General features: G+C 71.9%; 20 protein-coding genes. 8 read left to right on the top strand and 12 right to left on the bottom strand.

Features of this window, described 5'->3' with window-relative positions; all coding sequences use genetic code 11:
• Positions 1-5: 5 nt before the first annotated feature.
• Positions 6-395, top strand: coding sequence for a pyridoxamine 5'-phosphate oxidase family protein (locus AB4030_RS10915; protein ID WP_442279245.1), 390 nt, complete (start codon positions 6-8; stop codon positions 393-395).
• 55 nt (positions 396-450) lie between these two features.
• Here AB4030_RS10915 and AB4030_RS10910 read toward each other — a convergent pair whose 3' ends face one another.
• From AB4030_RS10910 to radA, 3 genes are all read right to left on the bottom strand, one after another.
• On the bottom strand, positions 451-1,344 hold the full coding sequence (locus tag AB4030_RS10910; protein ID WP_442279244.1) for an A/G-specific adenine glycosylase: 894 nt from the start codon (positions 1,342-1,344) through the stop codon (positions 451-453).
• A gap of 87 nt (positions 1,345-1,431) precedes the next feature.
• Complete coding sequence (disA, locus tag AB4030_RS10905) at positions 1,432-2,508, bottom strand: DNA integrity scanning diadenylate cyclase DisA (RefSeq protein WP_442279243.1); 1,077 nt, start codon at positions 2,506-2,508, stop codon at positions 1,432-1,434.
• Positions 2,509-2,562: 54 nt separating this feature from the next.
• Positions 2,563-3,978, bottom strand: a complete 1,416-nt coding sequence (gene radA / locus AB4030_RS10900) for a DNA repair protein RadA (protein ID WP_442279242.1) — start codon at positions 3,976-3,978, stop codon at positions 2,563-2,565.
• A 72-nt stretch (positions 3,979-4,050) separates the two neighbouring features.
• Here radA and AB4030_RS10895 point away from each other — a divergent pair, with 72 nt between their 5' ends.
• The gene (locus tag AB4030_RS10895) at positions 4,051-4,281 is read left to right on the top strand and encodes a hypothetical protein (protein ID WP_442279241.1); all 231 of its coding nucleotides are present in this window, start codon (positions 4,051-4,053) and stop codon (positions 4,279-4,281) included.
• 205 nt (positions 4,282-4,486) lie between these two features.
• Positions 4,487-4,825, top strand: coding sequence for a histone-like nucleoid-structuring protein Lsr2 (locus AB4030_RS10890; protein ID WP_442279240.1), 339 nt, complete (start codon positions 4,487-4,489; stop codon positions 4,823-4,825).
• Between the two features lie 84 nt (positions 4,826-4,909).
• Here the strand turns inward: AB4030_RS10890 and ligD (AB4030_RS10885) are convergent, their stop codons facing one another.
• Complete coding sequence (gene ligD / locus AB4030_RS10885; RefSeq protein ID WP_442279239.1) at positions 4,910-5,794, bottom strand: non-homologous end-joining DNA ligase; 885 nt, start codon at positions 5,792-5,794, stop codon at positions 4,910-4,912.
• Positions 5,794-6,741, bottom strand: a complete 948-nt coding sequence (gene ligD / locus AB4030_RS10880; RefSeq protein ID WP_442279238.1) for a non-homologous end-joining DNA ligase — start codon at positions 6,739-6,741, stop codon at positions 5,794-5,796. Before ligD (AB4030_RS10880) ends, ligD (AB4030_RS10885) begins: the two co-directional genes overlap by 1 nt.
• Positions 6,742-6,759: 18 nt before the next feature.
• Here ligD (AB4030_RS10880) and ku point away from each other — a divergent pair, with 18 nt between their 5' ends.
• The 3 genes from ku (at position 6,760) to AB4030_RS10865 (ending at position 9,835) form a co-directional block, all read left to right on the top strand.
• On the top strand, positions 6,760-7,722 hold the full coding sequence (gene ku / locus AB4030_RS10875; RefSeq protein WP_442279237.1) for a non-homologous end joining protein Ku: 963 nt from the start codon (positions 6,760-6,762) through the stop codon (positions 7,720-7,722).
• Positions 7,723-7,818: 96 nt separating this feature from the next.
• Positions 7,819-9,045 (top strand): acetyl-CoA hydrolase/transferase family protein, encoded by a 1,227-nt coding sequence (locus AB4030_RS10870; protein WP_442279236.1) that lies wholly within the window; start codon positions 7,819-7,821, stop codon positions 9,043-9,045.
• 37 nt (positions 9,046-9,082) lie between these two features.
• Positions 9,083-9,835, top strand: a complete 753-nt coding sequence (locus AB4030_RS10865; RefSeq protein WP_442279235.1) for an SDR family oxidoreductase — start codon at positions 9,083-9,085, stop codon at positions 9,833-9,835.
• 104 nt (positions 9,836-9,939) lie between these two features.
• Here the strand turns inward: AB4030_RS10865 and AB4030_RS10860 are convergent, their stop codons facing one another.
• The 5 genes from AB4030_RS10860 to AB4030_RS10840 form a co-directional block, all read right to left on the bottom strand.
• Positions 9,940-10,737, bottom strand: a complete 798-nt coding sequence (locus AB4030_RS10860; protein ID WP_442279234.1) for a sugar phosphate isomerase/epimerase family protein — start codon at positions 10,735-10,737, stop codon at positions 9,940-9,942.
• Between the two features lie 68 nt (positions 10,738-10,805).
• On the bottom strand, positions 10,806-11,735 hold the full coding sequence (locus tag AB4030_RS10855; RefSeq protein ID WP_442279233.1) for a Ppx/GppA phosphatase family protein: 930 nt from the start codon (positions 11,733-11,735) through the stop codon (positions 10,806-10,808).
• Positions 11,736-11,802: 67 nt separating this feature from the next.
• Positions 11,803-12,537: an ABC transporter permease gene (locus tag AB4030_RS10850; protein WP_442279232.1), complete on the bottom strand. Its 735-nt coding sequence runs from the start codon at positions 12,535-12,537 to the stop codon at positions 11,803-11,805.
• Positions 12,534-13,295, bottom strand: coding sequence for an ABC transporter ATP-binding protein (locus AB4030_RS10845; RefSeq protein WP_442279231.1), 762 nt, complete (start codon positions 13,293-13,295; stop codon positions 12,534-12,536). The genes AB4030_RS10850 and AB4030_RS10845 overlap by 4 nt, the downstream gene beginning before the upstream one ends.
• A 10-nt stretch (positions 13,296-13,305) precedes the next feature.
• The gene (locus AB4030_RS10840) at positions 13,306-13,932 is read right to left on the bottom strand and encodes a TetR/AcrR family transcriptional regulator (protein ID WP_442279230.1); all 627 of its coding nucleotides are present in this window, start codon (positions 13,930-13,932) and stop codon (positions 13,306-13,308) included.
• Between the two features lie 160 nt (positions 13,933-14,092).
• On the opposite strand from AB4030_RS10840, the gene AB4030_RS10835 reads away from it, so the two are divergent.
• Together AB4030_RS10835 and AB4030_RS10830 are read left to right on the top strand one after the other, a co-directional pair.
• Positions 14,093-14,893: a hypothetical protein gene (locus tag AB4030_RS10835; protein ID WP_442279229.1), complete on the top strand. Its 801-nt coding sequence runs from the start codon at positions 14,093-14,095 to the stop codon at positions 14,891-14,893.
• 7 nt (positions 14,894-14,900) lie between these two features.
• Positions 14,901-15,590 (top strand): class I SAM-dependent methyltransferase, encoded by a 690-nt coding sequence (locus AB4030_RS10830; protein WP_442279228.1) that lies wholly within the window; start codon positions 14,901-14,903, stop codon positions 15,588-15,590.
• Positions 15,591-15,805: 215 nt separating this feature from the next.
• On the opposite strand, the gene nadC is transcribed toward AB4030_RS10830, so the two are convergent.
• Together nadC and AB4030_RS10820 are read right to left on the bottom strand one after the other, a co-directional pair.
• The gene (gene nadC, locus AB4030_RS10825) at positions 15,806-16,690 is read right to left on the bottom strand and encodes a carboxylating nicotinate-nucleotide diphosphorylase (protein WP_442279227.1); all 885 of its coding nucleotides are present in this window, start codon (positions 16,688-16,690) and stop codon (positions 15,806-15,808) included.
• Positions 16,687-18,462 carry an L-aspartate oxidase gene (locus AB4030_RS10820; RefSeq protein ID WP_442279226.1) on the bottom strand — a complete coding sequence of 592 codons (1,776 nt, stop codon included), beginning with the start codon at positions 18,460-18,462 and terminating at the stop codon, positions 16,687-16,689. Before AB4030_RS10820 ends, nadC begins: the two co-directional genes overlap by 4 nt.
• Positions 18,463-18,471: the final 9 nt, after the last annotated feature.

The raw sequence follows: 18,471 nt of genomic DNA, 5'->3' as shown, positions 1-18,471 counted from the left end.
CCGGCGTGGCGACCCTCCCCCGCGACCTGTCCGCCGAGGCGCTCGAGTTCCTGTCGGTGCGTCACCTCGCCACGCTGACGACCCTGCGCCCCGACGGATCGCCGCATGTCGTGCCGGTCGGCTTCACGTGGGATCCGGAGACGTCGGTCGCCCGCGTCATCACCAGCCGCGCCAGCCGCAAGGCCCGCAATGCCAGCGCGGTCTGCCCCGCCGTGCTGTGCCAGGTCGACGGCCGCCACTGGCTCTCGCTCCAGGGCACCGCGCGCATCCTCGACGACCCGGCCTCCGTCGCCGACGCCGTGCAGAGGTATGCCGTCCGCTACCGCGAGCCGCGCCCCAACCCCGAGCGGGTCGTCATCGCCATCGACGTGCGGTCCGTTCTCGGCAACCTCTGAAGGTGGGGGGCGGGCGCCGGCTTCCGGCCCCGCCCCTCACGGTCGACGCCCGTGGTCAGGAGGGGAGCGCGAACCGGTTGCGCGACAGGGGCTCGACCAACCCGTCGGCGACGAGGGAGTCGAGGCAGCGCATGACCTGCGCGCGGTCATCGGCCGAGTCCTCGAGCCGTGCGAGCGGCAGAGCCGCGTGGGCGTCGCGCAGGCGGCGCAGCAGCTCGCCGCGCACCTGCCGGTCGGTGCCGTGCCAGCTCTGCCCGCGCCGCGGCGGACCCTCGTAGGCCGGTCGGCCGGCGAGGTTCCACGCGCAGAGGTCAGCGACCGGGCACTCGTCACAACGGGGTCCCCTGGCCACACAGACGAGGGCACCGAGCTCCATGACGGCGACGTTCCACGTGTTCGCCGTCGCCGGCTCGGTCGGCATCGAATCGGCCGCCAGCTGCGCCTCGGCGCGGTTGAGCGTGAGGTTGGGGAAGGCCTTGCCCTCGCGGGTGCGAGCGAGGACGCGCCGGACGTTCGTGTCGACGACGACCTCCGGGATGCCGAAGGCGAAGCACGAGACGGCTGCCGCCGTGTAGGCCCCGACGCCCGGCAGGGCCAGCAGGCCCTCGGGGGTGGCGGGGACCTCACCGCCGTGCCGCTCGACCATCGCCCTCGCCGCCTCGTGCAGGCGCAGGGCACGACGCGGGTAGCCCAGACGGCCCCAGGCCCGGACGGCGTCGCCCGGCGCCGCAGCCGCGAGGTCGGTGGGGGTCGGCCACCGGTCCATCCACTCGCGCCAGATCGGCTCGACCCGGGCCAGGGGTGTCTGCTGCGACATCACCTCGGAGAGGAACACACCCCACGCGCTCGCGTCGGGCTCGCGCCACGGCAGGTGCTTGCGGCCGGCCTCGGCGTACCACCCGTTGACGCGCTCGTGGAGCAGCGACAGCGGGACCTCGCGGGACGGCATACGGACACGCTAGTGACGGCCTGACCGGGCGGGACCTGCGGGGGCACCCGGGGCGCAGGCCCACCAGGACCGTGAGCTCCCGAGCGGTCAGACGTAGCGTTCGAGGATGCTCGACTCGGCGAGGCGCGAGAGACCCTCGCGCACGGCCCGAGCACGACCCTCGCCGACGCCGTCGACGAGCATGAGGTCCTCGATGCCGGCCGCAAGCAGCCGCTGGAGCGACTCGAAGTGCGTCACGAGCCGGTCGACGATCGCGGTCGGCAGGCGCGGCACCTTCGTCAGCAGCCGGTAGCCCTGCGGTGAGACCGGGAGGTCGAGGCTGTCACCGACGACGGAGAAGCCGACGGCGCGAGCACCCGCAGCGAGGTCGAGCAGCTCGACCGCGTTCAGCGCCTGGAGGTTGTCGAGGGCCTCGTCGACGTCGAGCCCGGACTTCGTCGCCGGAAGGTAGTCGCGGATGACGAGCTCGCGGTCGTTGCCGAGCCCGCCCACGAGCTCCTCGAGCTGCAGGCTGAGCAGTCGTCCGTCGGTGCCGAGCTCCACGACGTAGTCCTGGATCTCGGCGGAGATGCGCCGCACCATCTCGAGGCGCTGCAGCACGGCGGTGACGTCGCGCACCGTGACGAGGTCCTCGATCTCAAGGGCGGACAGGGTGCCGGTGACCTCGTCGAGACGGGCCTTGTAGCGCTCGAGGGTCTGCAGCGCCTGGTCGGCGCGCGACAGGGTCGTCGGCGACCCCTCGATGACGTGGCGCAGGTCGCCGACGTAGAGCGCGACGACGCCCATCGACTGGCTCACGGAGATGACGGGGTAGCCGGTCTGCTTGGCCACCCGCTCGGCCGTGCGGTGGCGGGTGCCGGACTCGGTGGTCTCGATGCTGGAGTCGGGCACGAGCTGGGTGGCCGCACGCAGGATGCGGGTGCCCTCGCGGTCGAGCACCACGGCGCCGTCCATCTTGCACAGCTCGCGCACGCGCGTGGCCGAGAACTCCATGTCGAGCACGAAGCCGCCCGTGCAGATCGAGTCGACGACACGGTCGAAACCGAGCACGATGAGCGCTCCGGTGCGACCGCGAAGGATCCGTTCGAGGCTGTCACGCAGCTCCGTCCCGGGTGCCACCGCCGCGAGGGCCGCGCGCAGCAGCAGCTCGTCGTTCCGGTCCATCACTTCCCTGTTCGCAATGGGGGCGCCGAGCGCGTCCACCCGGTCGGTCGCAGTCTAGACGGTGCCGACGGCGGCTGCGCTCGTTGACCGCCCACCGGCGAGGCGGCCCATGGCCTCGATGGCACGCGCCACGTCGGCGACCTCGACAGCGCGGATGCCGGGGGGCACGACGGAGCCCGCCAGGCTGCCAGCGGGGACGAGCGCATGACGGAAACCGAGCCGGGCCGCCTCCGAGAGGCGGCGGTCGAGCCCGGTCACCCGCCGCACCTCTCCGGCGAGCCCGACCTCGCCGAAGGCGACGACGTCGCTGGCCAGCGGCTTGTTGACGACGGACGAGGCGACGGCGCAGACGATGGCGAGGTCGGCGGCCGGCTCGGTGATGCGAACGCCGCCGACGGTGGCCGCGAAGATGTCACGCGAGCCCACCGGCGCACCGGCCCGCTTGTCGAGGACGGCGATGATCATCGCGAGCCGCGAGGCGTCGAGACCGCTGGAGGTGCGTCGCGGTGACGGCAGGGTCGAGGGCGCCACCAGCGCCTGCACCTCGGCCACGAGCGGCCTGCGGCCCTCGAGGGTGACGGTCACGCACGTGCCCGGCACCGCGTGGTCGCGGGTGGACAGGAACAGCCCGCTCGGGTCGGCGAGGCCGATGATGCCGGTGTCGGACAGGTCGAAGCAGCCGACCTCGTCGGTGGGGCCGAAGCGGTTCTTCACGGCACGCACGAGCCGCAGACCGGAGTGGCGGTCGCCCTCGAACTGGATGACGACGTCGACGAGGTGCTCCAGCAAACGGGGACCGGCGATCGAGCCGTCCTTGGTCACGTGCCCGACGAGGAGCACGGCGACACCACGGGTCTTGGCCGCGGCGATGAGGCTGCCCGTGACCTCACGCACCTGGGAGACGTTGCCGGCCTGGCCCTCGACATCGGCGCTCGCGATCGTCTGCACCGAGTCGACGACGAGCAGTCCCGGCGAGCGCGCCTCGACATGACCCAGCACGGTCGCGAGGTCGGTCTCGGCGGCGAGGTAGAGCGTGTCGGCCATCGCCGAGATGCGTTCGGCACGGGTGCGCACCTGCGCCGCGGACTCCTCGCCGCTGACGTAGAGGACCTCTGAGCCGGACCGGGCCGCGCGGGCGGCGACGTCGAGCAGCAGGGTCGACTTGCCGACCCCCGGCTCCCCCGCGACGAGCACCACACCACCTGGCACGAGGCCGCCCCCGAGCACGCGGTCGAACTCGGCCACCCCGGTCGGCCGCGCAGCGGCCCGGGTCAGGTCGACGTCGGCGATGCGCTGGGCCGGGGTCACGACGGGTGCCGCGGTGGTGCGCGCCGCCGTGGGCGCGCCCGTCTCGGCGACGGTGCCCCAGGCCTGGCACTCTCCGCAGCGGCCGACCCACTTCGCCGTGGTCCACCCGCACTCGCCGCAGCGGAAGCCGGGGGTGCGTCGCGTCGTCGTCCTCGTAGCCATGGGCACGACCGTACGGCGCGGGTGCGACATCGCTCCGCGGGGCCGGCCGCGCGGCCGTGAGAAAATGGCTGCATGGAATCGGTTCTGCCCTATGTGCTCGCCATCGTCCCGACGGTCGGCATGGGCACGCTCTTCTACTTCGTCATCAAGAGCATCCTCCAGGGCGACCGTCGCGAGCGCCTCGCGCAGGCCCAGTGGGAAGCAGAGCACGACCGGCGTGGAGCCGGCACCCACGCCCCCTCGTCCCCGCCGGGCGCGCACACCGAGCCGTCCACGCCCCCGCCGGCGCCGAAAGACCGCTGACACTGAATTCTGGTCGTGGTGCCATGGCGTCGATCTCTGTCGGAAATCTTCGCAGAGGTGCTCACGCGGCACATTTCACATTCGAACGGGTGCCATTGTTTTCGGAGTAAATGCATTGTCGGGCCAGAGGCGGTAAATTGATCTCGCCCGCGAGTCACGCATTCGCGGAACGCCCCTCCCCAAACCCGATTTCAGATGGAGAAAAATGGCTCAGCGTGTCGAAGTGGTGTTGATTGATGACATCGATGGTGGAAATGCGGCCGAGACGGTGACCTTTGCCCTCGACGGCGTCACGTACGAGATCGACCTGTCCGAAGAGAATGCCCGCAGGCTGCGCGACGACTTCGCGACGTGGACCGGTCACGCGCGCCGGGCGGGCACGGCCAAGGCTGCTTCGCGTCGCCGCGCAGGTGCCGGTTCGGGCGCTGCGAAGCGCACCGACCTCGCCGCCGTGCGCGAGTGGGCCCGCGCCAACGGCCACGACGTCTCCGACCGCGGCCGCATCTCGGCCGACGTCCAGGCGGCCTACGACAAGGCGCACTGACCGAACCGGTCACGACGGACGAGAGGGCCCGGCACACCACAGGTGCCGGGCCCTCTCGCGTCCCCCTACCCGGTGGCGCGGAGGTCAACCAGCGATCGCTGCGGCGAGGTCGCCGTCGCGCGCGACGCGCTCGAGCACCTCGTCCGCGGTCAGCTGGGTGAGCTCGCCACCCGCTGCCCCTGCCTCGATCTCGTCCCACGAGCGCGGCGCGGCCACGGTCGGGCGCTCCCGGCCGCGCAGCGAGTAGGGGCACACCGTCGTCTTGGCAGCGACGTTCTGGCTCCAGTCGAGGAAGATCTTGCCGGGCCGCAGCTCCTTGGCCATCTTCCACACGATGAGGTCGGGGTGGGCCTTGGTCAGCTCCTGTGCGAGCTGCTGGACGGTGTCGCGGATCTCGTCGCTCGTGTGCGCTCCGGGCAACACGGCATACAGCTGGAGCCCCTTGCTGCCGCTCGTCACCGGCAGGGTGTCGAGCCCGATGCCACTGAGCCGCTCGCGCACGATGAGCGCGACCCGCGCGCACTCGTGCAGCCCGGTGCCAGGACCGGGGTCGAGGTCGATGACGAGCCGGTCGGGGCCCCGCGCCTCCGCGTCGCGCCCCTCCCCCTCGTAGCGCCACTGGTGCACGTGCAGCTCGAGGGAGTTGAGGTTGGCGAAGTACGTCAGTCCCGCCAGGTCGTCGATGAGCGGGAAGACGGGGTCGCGCCCGACGCGGCGGATCCACGCCGGCGTGCCCGCGGGGATGTTCTTCTCGAAGAACTGCATGTCGCCGACCCCGTGCGGGAAGCGGATCCGTGTGACCGCGCGGTCGCGCAGGTGCGGCAGGATCACCGGCGCGATGCGCGCGTAGTAGTCGAGCACCTGCGCCTTGGTCGTGCCGGTGCGGGGATACATCACCTTCTCGAGGCTCGACAGCCTCATCCGCCGGCCGTCGACCTCGACCGTGACCTTGGTGGCCTCGTAGGGCATCACTCACCGCCCGCGTGGTCGTCGACGTCGCCGGGGGTGAGGTCGCTTCGCAGGCCCTTGTATGCCGGCTGGCGCAGCTTGCCCTGCCCGCTCAGTCCCAGCGACTGCACGTCGGCGACGAGGACCGGGTGGACCCAGGTGGCGCCGGCGGAGTCCTCGACGGGGACGTCTGTGGCGAAAGGGGATTCGGCGGCCGTCAGGGACTCGAGGTCGCGCATGAGGGCCTGTCCTGTCTTGCCGGCGAGGCCGGAGCCGACGCGTCCCAGGTAGCGGAGGCCCCCGGGGCCGGGCACACCGACGAGCACCGCTCCCAGGCGGCGTGACACCGTGCCGGCGGACTCGGGGCGCCACCCGCCGATGACGACCGAGACCGTGCCCCGGTGGGGGGACTTGAGCCAGAGGGGCGACCGCAGGCCGGGGACGTAGACCGAGTCGACGCGCTTGGACACGATGCCCTCGAGACCCTGCTCCTTCGTCGCCGCGTGGAGCGTCGCCCCGTCGGCGAAGGTCGGTGGCGTCTGCCACCGGGGACCGGCGAGCTCGAGCCGTTCGAGCGTCGCGCGGCGGTCGGTCCAGGGGCGGGACAGCAGCTCCACGCCGTAGAGCCTCAGCAGGTCGAACGTCATGAGGGTGACCGGTGCGGCCTCGGCGAGCAGTGCCGCCCGCCGGGCGTCGGTGACGTGGAAGCGTTCGGCCATCGCGGCGAACGACGGGATGCCGTCCCGTATCGAGACGATCTCACCGTCGAGGAGCATGTCTGCGTACTCGTCGGCGAGGCCGCGCAGCTCGGGAAAGGCGACCGTGACGTCGCGTTCCGTGCGCGAGAAGAGGCGGATCTCGCCGTCGCTCACGTCGGCCAGCACCCGCATACCGTCCCATTTCACCTCGTGCTGCCAGCGGTCTCCGACCGGAATGGTCGTCGTTGCCGTCGCGAGCATGGGGCGCATGGGTGCATTCTTGTTCCCATGCGAGCCATCTGGAAAGGCGCCGTGTCGTTCGGCCTCGTCAATGTGCCGGTTCGACTCTTCTCGGCGACGGAGAACCACGACGTGCAGTTCCGGCAGGTTCACGAGAAGGACGGTGGCCGCATCAAGTACCAACGCGTCTGCTCGATCGACGGCGAGGAGGTGCCCTACTCCGACATCGCCAAGGGATATGAGGCGGCCGACGGGCAGATGGTCGTGCTGACCGACGAGGACCTCAAGAGTCTTCCGACCCGGTCGACCAAGGAGATCTCGATCGAGAAGTTCGTGCCGTCCGAGCAGATCGACCCGCTGCTCTTCGACAAGAGCTACTACCTCGAGCCGGACAAGACCGGGCTCAAGCCCTACGTCCTGCTCCGCGACGCGCTCGAGAAGGCCGACCGGATGGCCCTCGTCACCGTGTCGGTGCGCACCCGCATGACCCTCGCGGTGCTCCGGGTGCGCGATGGCGTCATCGTGCTCCAGACCCTGCTCTGGGCGGACGAGGTGCGCGCCCCCGAGTTCGAGTCGCTGTCGGAGGAGACCCACGCGACGGCCAAGGAGCTCGCCATGGCGTCCTCGCTCGTCGACTCGCTGTCGGGCGACTACGAGCCCGAGGAGTTCGAGGACGACTACGCCGAGGCCGTGACGCAGCTCGTCGCGACGAAGATCGAGGGCGGTGACATCACCGAGACGCCCGAGGCCAAGGGCGAGGAGACCGAGGTCGTGGACCTGCTCGCGGCCCTGCAGCGCAGCGTCGACAAGGCCAAGGCGGCCAAGACCGGCGGGTCCCCCAGCGACTCCGGGTCGTCGGACGAAGGCGCGGCCACGAAGACCGCGGCCAAGCCTGCGGCCAAGAAGGCGACGACGACGAAGACCACCGCGAAGAAGACGACGGCCAAGAAGACCGCCAAGGCCACGGCCAAGACCACGACGAAGAAGGCGGCGGCCAAGAAGGCGAGCTGACCCGACCCGACGGGACGCGCCCTCGCCCGCTGGCGACGTTGGTCACGTCGACGGCATACGCCTTCTTTCGGGCACCCGCTGCGCGAGGATGAAGACGTGCGGACGGCGACGATCGACGAGCTCACCCAGCGGCTGCGGACACTTCCCGAGAACCCTCGTGTCGTCGTCAGCGGGAACATGGCGGTGCCGTGGGAGGCGGTGCGGGCACTCGACGAGGCACAGCCCACCTACGTGCTGCACGCCCTGAACGCGCCCGCGGGCCTGCCCACGCGCGAGGGCGTGACCGTCGAGACGTGCTTCGTCGGTCCGGGTATGCGACGGCACCCGCGCCTGCGCTACGTGCCGTCCCGTCTCTCGCTCGTCCCGCTGCTCTTCGGCCGCGCCCTGCCGCCCGACGCCGTGCTGCTGCACTGCGCGCCACCGCGGCACGGCCAGGTGAGCATGGGCCTGGAGGTCAACGTGCTGCCGGCCGCGCTCGAGGCGTGCCGCGCCCGAGGCGGGCTCGTCGTGGCCGTCGTCAACCCGCAGATGCCCTACACGTTCGGTGACGCGGAGGTGCCGCTGGAGCACATCGACCTCATGATCGAGGTCGACTCCGCCCTGGCGTCGCTCGCCGCGGCGCCGCCGGACCCCGAGAGCCGGGTCATCGGTGAGCGCGTCGCGGCCATGGTCAAGGACGGCGCGACGATGCAGCTCGGCATCGGCGCCGTGCCCGACGCCACCCTGGCCGGTCTGACGTCGCGCCGCGGCCTGCGCATGTGGACCGAGATGTTCTCCGACGGCGTGCTCGCCCTCGACGAGGCGGGCGCGCTCGATCCCGACCACCCGCTCGTCACCTCGTTCAGCTTCGGCTCGACCGACCTCTACGCCTGGCTCGACGGCAACCCGCGCGTCCGGATGATGCGCACCGAGAAGACGAACGACCCCGGCCTCATCGCCTCGCAACGGCAGATGACGTCGGTCAACACGGCGCTCGAGGTCGACCTCTTCGGCCAGGCCAACGCCTCGCGGATCAGCGCCCGCATCCACTCGGGGTTCGGCGGACAGACCGACTTCATCGTCGGGGCCCTGCACTCCCCGGGTGGCCAGTCGTTCATCGCGCTGCGCTCGTGGCACCCCAGGGCCGACGTGTCGACGATCGTGCCGTTGCTGTCCGAGCCGGTGACGAGCTTCCAGCAGAGCGCCATCGTCACCGAGCACGGCGTCGCGCCCCTCTGGGGTCGCAGCGAGAAGGACCAGTGCCGCGACATCATCGAGGAGTGCGCGCACCCCCGCGTCCGGGACGACCTGTGGGAGGAGGCCCACGCCCTCGGCCTCGCCTGACCGAGGGCGGATGCCGCTCGGCTCGTAGGGTGACCGCATGCGCTCCTCCTCGCCTGCCCCGTCGTCGCAGCACCGTCCGGTCGCCGTCATCACGGGCGGGACGCGGGGCATCGGCCTCGCCATCGCCCGGGACCTGGCGCCGACCCACCACCTCGTGGTCGGCGGTCGCAACGCGGACTCCGTCGCCGAGGTGGTGGCCTCGCTGCCGTCGGCACAGGGGCTCGTGGCCGACCTCGCCGACTGCACACCGGGCGGCTCGCTGACAACCGCCCTCGACAGCCTCGTGCCACACCTGGATCGGGTCGACGTCCTCGTGCACTCCGCCGGCGTCCTGCGCAACGGCACCGTCGCAGAGTCGCCGGTGCAGGACTGGGCCGACTCGATGACGGTCAACGTCGTCGCCGTCGCAGCCGTCACGCGGGCCCTGCTCCCCGCCCTGCGCACGGCCCACGGCCTCGTCATCACGGTCAACTCCGGATCGGGGCTGACGGCGAGCCCGGCCTCCGGTGCCTACTGCGCCTCGAAGTTCGCCCTCCGCGCGTTCAGCGACTCGCTGCGGCAGGAGGAGCGCGAGCACGGTGTGCGTGTGACGTCGCTGCACCCGGGACGCGTCGACACGGACATGCAGCGCGAGCTCGTCGAGTTCGAGGGTGCGGACTACGACGCCGGCGCCTACCTCGACGTCGCCTCGGTCGTGCGGGCAGCCCGCCTGGCCATCGACGCCGGCCCCGACGCGAGTGTCGACATGGTCTCGGTGCGGCCCCGCGGCTGGCGCCCCGCCACAGCCTGATCCCACCCCAGCACCCGCAACACACCCGGTAACGGTCAGCGCACCGGGGTTGCAACCGGCGCGCGTTGACCGCTACCGGGTGTGTTGCCGGGGGGTGGTGTTGCTCAGATGCGGCTGGCTCCACGCGTCGGCACGAGCGCGAGGCGGGCGAAGGCGAGCGCCTCGGCGAGGTCGACCTCTCGCTGTGTGCGCGCGACCTTGCGGGTCGAGACCTCGACGACCACCTCCCCGTCCCACCGGCTGTCGGCCAGGAGCTCGAGCACCGCGGCGCACGGCTGGGCACCGCGGCCCGGGACGAGGTGCTCGTCGAGGAACGAGCCGAGACCGTCGGCCAGGTGCAGGTGCGCGAGCCGGTCACCGAGACCCTGCGCCATCGCCAGCGCGTCGGAGCCGGCGGTCGCCGTGTGCGACAGGTCCAGGGTCACGTTGTCGTAGGGCTGGTCCACGGGGTCCCAGTGCGGGAGGTAGGCCATGACGTCACGGCGCGCGGTGCGCCAGGGGTACATGTTCTCCACGGCGAGACGGATCCCGGACTCGTGCTCGCGCCGCGCCACCCCGTCGACGAACCCGGCGGCATACTCCCGCTGCCAGCGGAAGGGCGGGTGCAGCACGACGGTGCCGGCCCCGACCTCCAGGGCGAGGTCGATGGAGCGGTCGACCTTGCCCCAGGGGTCGGTGCCCCAGACGCGCTGCGTGAGCAGCAGGGTCGGGGCGTGCACCGAGACGATCGGCAGCGCGTGCAGCTCGGACAGCGCCCGCAGCGCTCCCGCCTCGCGCGTCACGGGGTCGGTCCAGACCATGACCTCGATCGCGTCGTAGCCGAGCCGCGCCGCCGTCGCGAAGGCGGTCGCCGCGTTGTCGGGGTAGAGCGAGGCGGTCGACAGGCCGACCCGGATCGTCATGCGGCCATTGTGCGCCACCCCGCCGAGACGGCTCGGGCCGGTCCACGCTGGGCGTCAGGACCCGGACGTCAGGAGGTGAGGTGGTCGAGGCGCCGGAGGATGAGACCCTCGCGCAGGGCCCACGGGCAGATGTCGAGCTGCTCGACCTGGAGCAGGTCGAGGGCCGCCTCGGCGACCAGCGCGCCGGCATACAGCTGCCGAGCCCGCCCCTCGGAGACGCCGGGCAGCTGGGAGCGCGCGGCCGCGTCGAGTCGCGCGGCACGCGCGACGATCTGGCGGAGGTCGTCCCGCGAGAGGGTGCGCGGCACGAACGGGCCCTCTGCCCGCGGAGCGGCCCCGGCGATCCGCGCGAGCGAGCGCATCGTCTTGGACGTGCCGACGGCGCGGTCCGGCGAGCCGGACGCCAGGAGGGGGCGCACGTGCTGCGCCAGGGTGGTGCGCACGTGCGCCCGCAGCTCACGGGACGCCGCCTCGGTCGGCGGGTCGTCGTGCAGGCGCTCGCGGGTCAGCCGCCCGGCGCCCAGCGGCAGGCTGAGGGCGACGTCGGGCTCCTCGTCGAGACCGGTGGCGAGCTCGAGGGACCCGCCGCCGATGTCGACGACGAGGAGCCGGCCGCTCGACCACCCGAACCAGCGCCGCACGGCGAGGAAGGTCATCCGGGCCTCGTCCGAGCCGCTCAGGGCCTCGAGCTCGACACCCGTCTCGGCCCGCACGCGCGCGATGACGGCGTCACCGTTGGGCGACTCGCGCAACGCCGAGGTCGCGAAGGCGAAGAGGTCGCCGACGCCCTGGTCCTCCGCGACCCCGAGGCACTCGCGGATGAAGCCGACGAGGCGGTCGGCGGTCTCGTCGCTGACCCGACCGTCGGCCTGGAGGCTCTCCGACAGGCGCAGCTCGGTCTTGTGCGAGAAGGCCGGCAGCGGCTGCGCGCCGGCGTGGGCGTCGACGACGAGGAGGTGGACCGTGTTGGACCCGATGTCGATGACGCCCAGGCGCATGCCCCAACCCTAGTGCCGCGTTCCCGGTCGCCCGGGGACGCCCGGGCTCAGACGAGGGCGTATGCCGTCAGGCGGAGCGGCGGCTCAGCGTGAGCGACGCGAGGGCCAGGGCTCCGGCGATGAAGGCCGCGACGATGCCGAGGTCGCCCAGGACCGCGGTGACGGGGTCGGCGTTGGCGGCGATCTCCTTCATCGCGTCGACGGCGTAGGACAGCGGCAGGAGGTTGCTGACCCACTCGAGCACGGTCGGCAGCTGGTCCCGGGGGACGAGCAGGCCGCACAGCAGGAACTGCGGCAGGAGGAAGGCCGGCATGAACTGCACCGCCTGGAACTCGGTCCGCGCGAAGCCGCTCGCGAGCAGACCGAGTGCCGTGCCGAGGACGGCGTCGAAGACGGCGACGACGACGAGCAGCCACAGCGGTCCGGCGACGTCCAGACCGCACACCCACACGGCGAATCCCGTTGCGATCAGGGCCTGCACGGCTGAGAGCGCTCCGAAGGCGGCGGCATACCCCATCATGAAGTCGCCCTTGCCCATCGGCGTCGTGAGGAGGCGCTCGAGCGTGCCGGTCTGGCGCTCGCGCAGGGTCGCGACGGAGGTCACGATGAACATGACGATCATCGGGAAGACGCCGAGCAGGGCCGGCCCGATGGCGTTGAAGACGTGGGTGCCGTTGTAGATCCAGGCGAGCAGGCCGAGGAGCACGCAGGGCACGACGATGATGAGGGCGATGGTGCGGCGGTCGGTGCGCACCTGGCGCAGCACGCGGCCCGAGGTGGCGACGGTGAGCCCGGCGTTCATGACGCCCGCCTCTCCCCGGCCCGGGCGGTCTCGGCGTCGATGAGGGCGAGGAAGGCGGCATCGGCGTCGACGGCGCCGGTCTGCTGGAGCAGCTCGGCCGGGGTGACGTCGGCGAGGACGCGGCCCTCGCGGAGCAGCACGAGCCGGTCGCAGCGGGTGGCCTCGTCCATGACGTGACTCGACACGACGAGCGAGTGCCCGCGGTCGGCGAGGTGGCGGAAGAAGTCCCAGAGGTCTCGTCGCAGCACCGGGTCGAGGCCGACGGTGGGCTCGTCGAGGACGAGCAGGCTCGGCCGTCCGACGAGGGCGGCGGCGAGGGACACCCGGGACTCCTGCCCGCCCGACAGGTCCTGGACGAGCTGATCGGCATACGAGACGAGGTCGACCTCGGCGAGCGTGCGGTCGACGGCCTCGCTCAGCTCGGCGCCGCGCAGGCCGATGGCGCGGCCGAAGTAGACGACGTTGTCGCGCACGCTGAGGTCGGCGTAGACGCTGGGGCTCTGCGTGACGTAGCCGACGCGGTCACGCAGCACGGGCGACCCCGCCGGGTGACCGAGCACCGTGACGGTGCCGGACTCGATGATCTGCACCCCCACGATGCATCGCATGAGCGTGGACTTGCCCGAGCCGGAGGGGCCGAGCAGCCCGACGACCTGCCCACCGGGGATCTCGAGGTCGAGCCCCGGGATGACCCGGCGCTTCCCGCGCACCACCTGGAGGCCGCTCACGGCGACCGCAGGACCCGTGTTATTCATCATGCGATGAAATCTACCCCTCTCCGGGAAACCTGTCCACGAGATGCAGCTGGAGCACGGGGCCGATCCGTTCGACGAGCTCGTCGCGAGTCGCGTCCGCCACCGCCGGCAGCCGGATGACGTAGCGCGCGACGATGAGCCCGATCATCTGCGTGGCCGCCAGCGCACCGCGCAGCTGCGGGTCCGGGACCCCCGTGCTGGCCGCGATCCGCCCGAACACCTCGCGACCGAGGAACTCGCGCAGCATCCGGGCTGCCTCCTCGCTCGTCATGCTCGAGCGGACGAGGGCCACGAGCGCGTCCCGGCGCGCGGGGGGCTCCCACACCGTCAGGAAGGTCTCGACGATGCGCCAGCCGAGCCGGTCGACGTCGCCCGCGGTGATGTGCTCGATGAGCTCCGCGGGGTTCACCGGCACGTCGAGGGTCTCCGCGAAGAGCGCGGCCTTGCCCTCGAAGTAGTGGTGCACCAGAGCCGGGTCCACCCCGGCCTCCCGGGCGATGCCACGCACGCTCGCCTTGTCGTAGCCCTTGGCCGCGAAGGACTTCCGTGCGGCCTCGAGGATCGCGGCACGGGTGTCCACCCCGCCGGGACGTCGACCGCGGCCCTTCGCGGTCACGCCCTCCTGTGCGCTCGAGGTCATGGGCTCACGCTAGCCCCATCCGTGGGGGGTCTCGTCGCGCCGTCACCCGCGCACACACGGGCGCACACGGCATACGCAGGCATTTCAACCTCGCGACCCGGCGTCCACGACGTGGCCCTCGCCTGGCGCGGTCCGAATGTCGGCGGCATAGGGTGAGCCGGTGGCTGAAGCACCTCTGGACCTCCCCCGCGTCTGGGTCGAGTTCACCGACCCCGCCGACCCGAACCAGCGCTACCGGTGCGACCTGACGTGGCTGACGAGCAGCTGGTCGTGCATCTTCGGCAGCGGCTGCCAGGGCATCTACGCCGGCCGGCCCGACGACGGCTGCTGCACGCTCGGCGCGCACTTCACCGAGAAGGACGACTGGAAGCGCGTCGAGAAGGCCGTCGAGGAGCTCGGTGAGGACGAGTGGCAGTACCACCCCGTCGGCCGCGCCACCGGCAGCAAGGACGACTGGACCGAGAAGGAGGACGGCGCCCGCAAGACGAAGGTCGTCGACGGCGCGTGCATCTTCCTCAACCGGCCCGGCTTCCCCGCGGGCGCCGGCTGCGCCCTGCACCAGCACGCCGTCCTGACCGGGGTCGAGCCGCACACGCTCAAGCCCGACGTCTGCTGGCAGCTGCCGATCCGGCGCACCTTCCGCACGGTCGAGCTGCCCGACGACACGAGCTACCTCGAGGTGACGATCACCGAGTACGACCGCCGCGGCTGGGGTCCGGGCGGCCACGATCTCGACTGGTACTGCTCGGGCAACTCCGAGGCGCACGTGGGCCGCGAACCGGTCTACCGCTCCAACGCCCCCGAGCTCACCGAGCTGATGGGCCCGCTGGCCTACGCCGAGCTGGCGATCCGCGCCGAGGCGCACCTCGCCCAGGTCAAGGCCGTCCGAGCCCGCGGCGTGCGCAAGCTGTTGCCCCTGCTCGTGCACCCGGCCACCCTCGAGGCGCAGAGGACGAAGTGACGTCGCGATGAGCGAGATCATCCCCTCCCCCAACATCTGGGAGACGCCCGACGTCTACGAGGTCGAGAACCGCGGCGTCGACCGCGCGCACGTCATCGAGGACGCCATGCGCTCGGTGCTCGACTGGTCTGGGCTCGACGTCGTCGACATCGGGTGCGGCACCGGTTACCACCTGCCGTACTTCGCCCGCGACGCCCGCTCGGTCGTCGGCGTCGAGCCGCACCCACCGCTGGCCACCCTTGCGGCGCAACGCATCTCGGGTATGCCGTCAGTCTCGGTCCGCGAGGAGGGTGCGGCCGCGCTCGGGGTGCCCGACGGCTCGTTCGACGTGGCGCACGCTCGGTGGGCGTACTTCTTCGGGCCGGGCTGCGAGCCGGGCCTGGCCGAGCTGGAACGGGTCGTGCGGCCGGGCGGCGCGGCCTTCGTGCTCGACAACGACGCGACGCGCTCGACCTTCGGCCGGTGGTTCCGGCGTGCCTTGCCGACCTACGACCCGCGGGCCGTCGAACGCTTCTGGGAGCGGCAGGGCTGGTCGCGCGAGCGGCTCGACATCCGCTGGGACTTCGACTCGCGCGAGGACTTCGAGGCCGTCGTCGGCATCGAGTTCGCACCCGAGCACGCCGACCTCATCCTCGCCGAGCATCCCGACGCCACGGGCGTCGACTACGCCGTCAACCTCTGGTACCGCCACTTCTGACCCACCCTCCCCCTTTTTCCACCGTCGAGAGGCCACGTTCGGCCGCCGACCGGTCGAGAGGCCACGTTCGGCCCTGGTCCACAGGCGGTCGAGTGACCACACGTGGCCTTTCGACCGATACCTGGCGGCCACACATGGCCTCTCGACGAGTGGGAGGCGGCCAGACGTGGCCTTTCGACGGTTGCGTGGCGGCCACACGTGGCCTTTCGACGGTTTCAGTCGGTGAGGTCGAGGGCGATGTCGACGATGGGCGAGCTGTGCGTCAGGCCGCCGACCGACACGAAGTCGACCCCGGTCGCGGCATAGTCGCCGACGACCTCGAGGGTGAGCCCGCCCGTCGCCTCGATCTCGACGGGTTCACCTGCGGCGCGGAGCAGCTCGACCGTCTCGCGCAGCACGTCGACCGACATGTTGTCGCACATGATGAAGCGCGCCCCCGCGTCGTAGGCCTCCTGCGCCTCGGCCGGCGTCGTCACCTCGACCTGCACGTCGACGTGCGGGAAGCGCTCGCGCACGAGGCCGTATGCCGCCGCCACCGAGCCGGCTGCGAGCTTGTGGTTGTCCTTGATCATCGCGACGTCGTAGAGGCCCATGCGCTTGTTGGTGCCACCACCGCACCGCACGGCGTACTTCTCGAGCCAGCGCATGCCGGGCGTGGTCTTGCGGGTGTCGAGGACCATGGTCGAGGTGCCGCCGAGCGCGTCGGCCCAGCGCCGCGTGTGCGTGGCCACGCCCGAGAGCCGGCTCATGATGTTGAGGATCGTGCGCTCGGCGACGAGGATGACCTGGGTCGGGCCGGTGAGCCGTGCGATGACGTCACCCCTCTCGAGCCGGGCACCGTCGTCGTTGACGACCTCGACCGACGGCACCTCTCCCCCGACCTTCCCGGCGACCGCGGCGAGCACGAGAGCGATGACCGGAACGCCGGCGACGACACCCGGGGCGCGGGCGACGATCTCAGCGGTGCGCGTCTGGTCAGCCGGGATCGTGGCCAGGGTCGTCACGTCGACGCCGTCTGGACCGAGGTCCTCTCGCAGGGCCACGTCGACGAGCGCGGTCGCCCACTCGTGCGGGAAGCCGCTCAGTCCGTCGGTGGTCACCGGTGTCCTCTCAGCCGTGAGTAGTCTTCTGCCGCAGTCGTGCCCGAGGCCTGGTGGTCGAGGTCGAGGCCGTCGAGGTTCGAGCGTGGCACAGGCACCACACGGGTCTCGAGAACCCCGGCGTCGGAGCGCTGCAGGTGCACATGGTGCAGGAAGTTCTCGTCGTCGCGCGACGGGAAGTCCTCGCGCACGTGACCGCCACGGGTCTCGTCCCGGAGGGCCGCGGCATACGTCAGGGCGCGGCCGAGGTGGAGCAGGTTGGTCGCCTCCCAGCTCTTGGGTCCGCCCTGCTTGTCGGCGTCGTCGGTGACTGCACGAGCCGCGAGCGCGGCGAGGGTCTCCTGCGTCGCGGCGAGCGAGACTGCCGAGCGGACCGTCCCTGACCCCGCGGTCATGGCGCGTTGCACGTCCAGCCGGCGCTTGCCGCGGATCAGCTCCGGGGTTCCGACGGGTGCGGCGGGCGTCGTCTCGGGGAGCTCACCCGCACCGAGACGGGTCGTGAGGTCGTCGGCGATGCGGCGGGCGAAGACGAGCCCCTCCAGGAGCGAGTTGCTCGCAAGACGGTTGGCCCCGTGCACGCCGGTGCACGACGTCTCGCCGCACGCGTAGAGACCCTCGAGCGAGGACCGTCCCCGCAGGTCGGTGCGCACCCCTCCGCTGGCGTAGTGCTGCGCCGGTGCAACCGGCAGCAGCTGCGTCGCGGGGTCGAACCCGAGCTCGCGACAGCGGGAGACGATCGACGGGAAGCGCTGCTCGAGGAACTCGGCGCCGAGGTCACGGCAGTCGAGGTAGACGTGGTCGGTGCCCGTCTCGCGCATCCGGGCGATGATCGCGCGGGCGACGACGTCACGGGGCGCGAGGTCGGCGAGGGGGTGCTGACCCTGCATGAACCGCTCGCCTTCCTCGTCGACGAGGAAGGCACCCTCGCCCCGGACCGCCTCGGAGATGAGGGGCTGCTGGCCGCGCGAGCCCTCGCCGAGCCACAGCACGGTGGGGTGGAACTGCACGAACTCGAGGTCGGCGAGCACGGCGCCGGCCCGCAGCGCGGCGGCCATGCCATCGCCCGTCGCCACCGACGGGTTCGTCGTCGAGGCGTAGATCTGGCCGAGACCACCGGTTGCGAGCACGACGGCGCGGGCGTGGGCGGCACCGACACCGTCGACCTGGCCCTCGCCGATGACGTGGAGCGTGACGCCGCAGACCCGCTGGTCCGCATCGGTGAGCAGGTCGACGACCAGCGCGTGCTCGATGACCTCGATGCCCGGGTCGTCGCGCACCCGGTCGAGCGCCGCGATGAGGGCGCGGCTGATCTCTCGTCCCGTCGCGTCGCCACCGGCGTGCAGGATGCGGTCGCGGTGGTGGCCGCCCTCGCGGGTCAGCGACAGCCCACCCGTGTCGCCACGGTCGAACTCCGCCCCGAGCGCGATGAGGTCCCAGACGGCGTCCGTGCCCTCCCGCACGAGGGTCTCGACGGCGTCGACGTCACAGAGGCCGACGCCCGCGACGAGCGTGTCGTGGATGTGCTCGGCGGGGCTGTCCTCCGGCGACATGACGGCGGCGATCCCGCCCTGTGCCCAGGCCGTCGACCCCTCGTCGAGCACCGTCTTCGTCACGAGCAGGACGCGGTCGACGCGTCGGCGCAGGCGCAGCGCGGTCGTGAGCCCGGCGATGCCGGAGCCGACGACGATGACGTCAGCCGTGGTCGTCCAGCCGGGCGCAGGCGCACGCAGCCGCCGGGGGACGGTCACGTCGGGGAGCCCGCTCTGCGGCATACGGCTGGC

Source organism: Terrabacter sp. 2YAF2 (assembly GCF_052114705.1).
Taxonomy (GTDB): domain Bacteria; phylum Actinomycetota; class Actinomycetes; order Actinomycetales; family Dermatophilaceae; genus Terrabacter.
The sequence above is the reverse complement of the archived record's forward strand: the minus strand, read 5'-3'. Positions and strand labels throughout refer to the sequence as shown.

What these genes read in the sequence shown, in the direction of transcription:
- AB4030_RS10910 (WP_442279244.1), bottom strand. Translation starts at nt 1,344, where the DNA reads ATGCCGTCCCGCGAGGTCCCGCTGTCGCTGCTCCACGAGCGCGTCAAC.
- AB4030_RS10820 (WP_442279226.1), bottom strand. Translation starts at nt 18,462, where the DNA reads ATGCCGCAGAGCGGGCTCCCCGACGTGACCGTCCCCCGGCGGCTGCGT.
- AB4030_RS10865 (WP_442279235.1), top strand. Translation starts at nt 9,083, where the DNA reads ATGCGCTCCTCCTCGCCTGCCCCGTCGTCGCAGCACCGTCCGGTCGCC.
- radA (WP_442279242.1), bottom strand. Translation starts at nt 3,978, where the DNA reads ATGGCTACGAGGACGACGACGCGACGCACCCCCGGCTTCCGCTGCGGC.
- ligD (WP_442279238.1), bottom strand. Translation starts at nt 6,741, where the DNA reads ATGCGCCCCATGCTCGCGACGGCAACGACGACCATTCCGGTCGGAGAC.
- AB4030_RS10830 (WP_442279228.1), top strand. Translation starts at nt 14,901, where the DNA reads ATGAGCGAGATCATCCCCTCCCCCAACATCTGGGAGACGCCCGACGTC.
- AB4030_RS10860 (WP_442279234.1), bottom strand. Translation starts at nt 10,737, where the DNA reads ATGACGATCCGGGTCGGCCTGTCGACCGCCTCGCTCTACCCCGACAAC.
- disA (WP_442279243.1), bottom strand. Translation starts at nt 2,508, where the DNA reads ATGGACCGGAACGACGAGCTGCTGCTGCGCGCGGCCCTCGCGGCGGTG.
- AB4030_RS10890 (WP_442279240.1), top strand. Translation starts at nt 4,487, where the DNA reads ATGGCTCAGCGTGTCGAAGTGGTGTTGATTGATGACATCGATGGTGGA.
- AB4030_RS10840 (WP_442279230.1), bottom strand. Translation starts at nt 13,932, where the DNA reads ATGACCTCGAGCGCACAGGAGGGCGTGACCGCGAAGGGCCGCGGTCGA.
- AB4030_RS10855 (WP_442279233.1), bottom strand. Translation starts at nt 11,735, where the DNA reads ATGCGCCTGGGCGTCATCGACATCGGGTCCAACACGGTCCACCTCCTC.
- ku (WP_442279237.1), top strand. Translation starts at nt 6,760, where the DNA reads ATGCGAGCCATCTGGAAAGGCGCCGTGTCGTTCGGCCTCGTCAATGTG.
- AB4030_RS10850 (WP_442279232.1), bottom strand. Translation starts at nt 12,537, where the DNA reads ATGAACGCCGGGCTCACCGTCGCCACCTCGGGCCGCGTGCTGCGCCAG.
- AB4030_RS10845 (WP_442279231.1), bottom strand. Translation starts at nt 13,295, where the DNA reads ATGATGAATAACACGGGTCCTGCGGTCGCCGTGAGCGGCCTCCAGGTG.
- AB4030_RS10895 (WP_442279241.1), top strand. Translation starts at nt 4,051, where the DNA reads ATGGAATCGGTTCTGCCCTATGTGCTCGCCATCGTCCCGACGGTCGGC.
- ligD (WP_442279239.1), bottom strand. Translation starts at nt 5,794, where the DNA reads ATGCCCTACGAGGCCACCAAGGTCACGGTCGAGGTCGACGGCCGGCGG.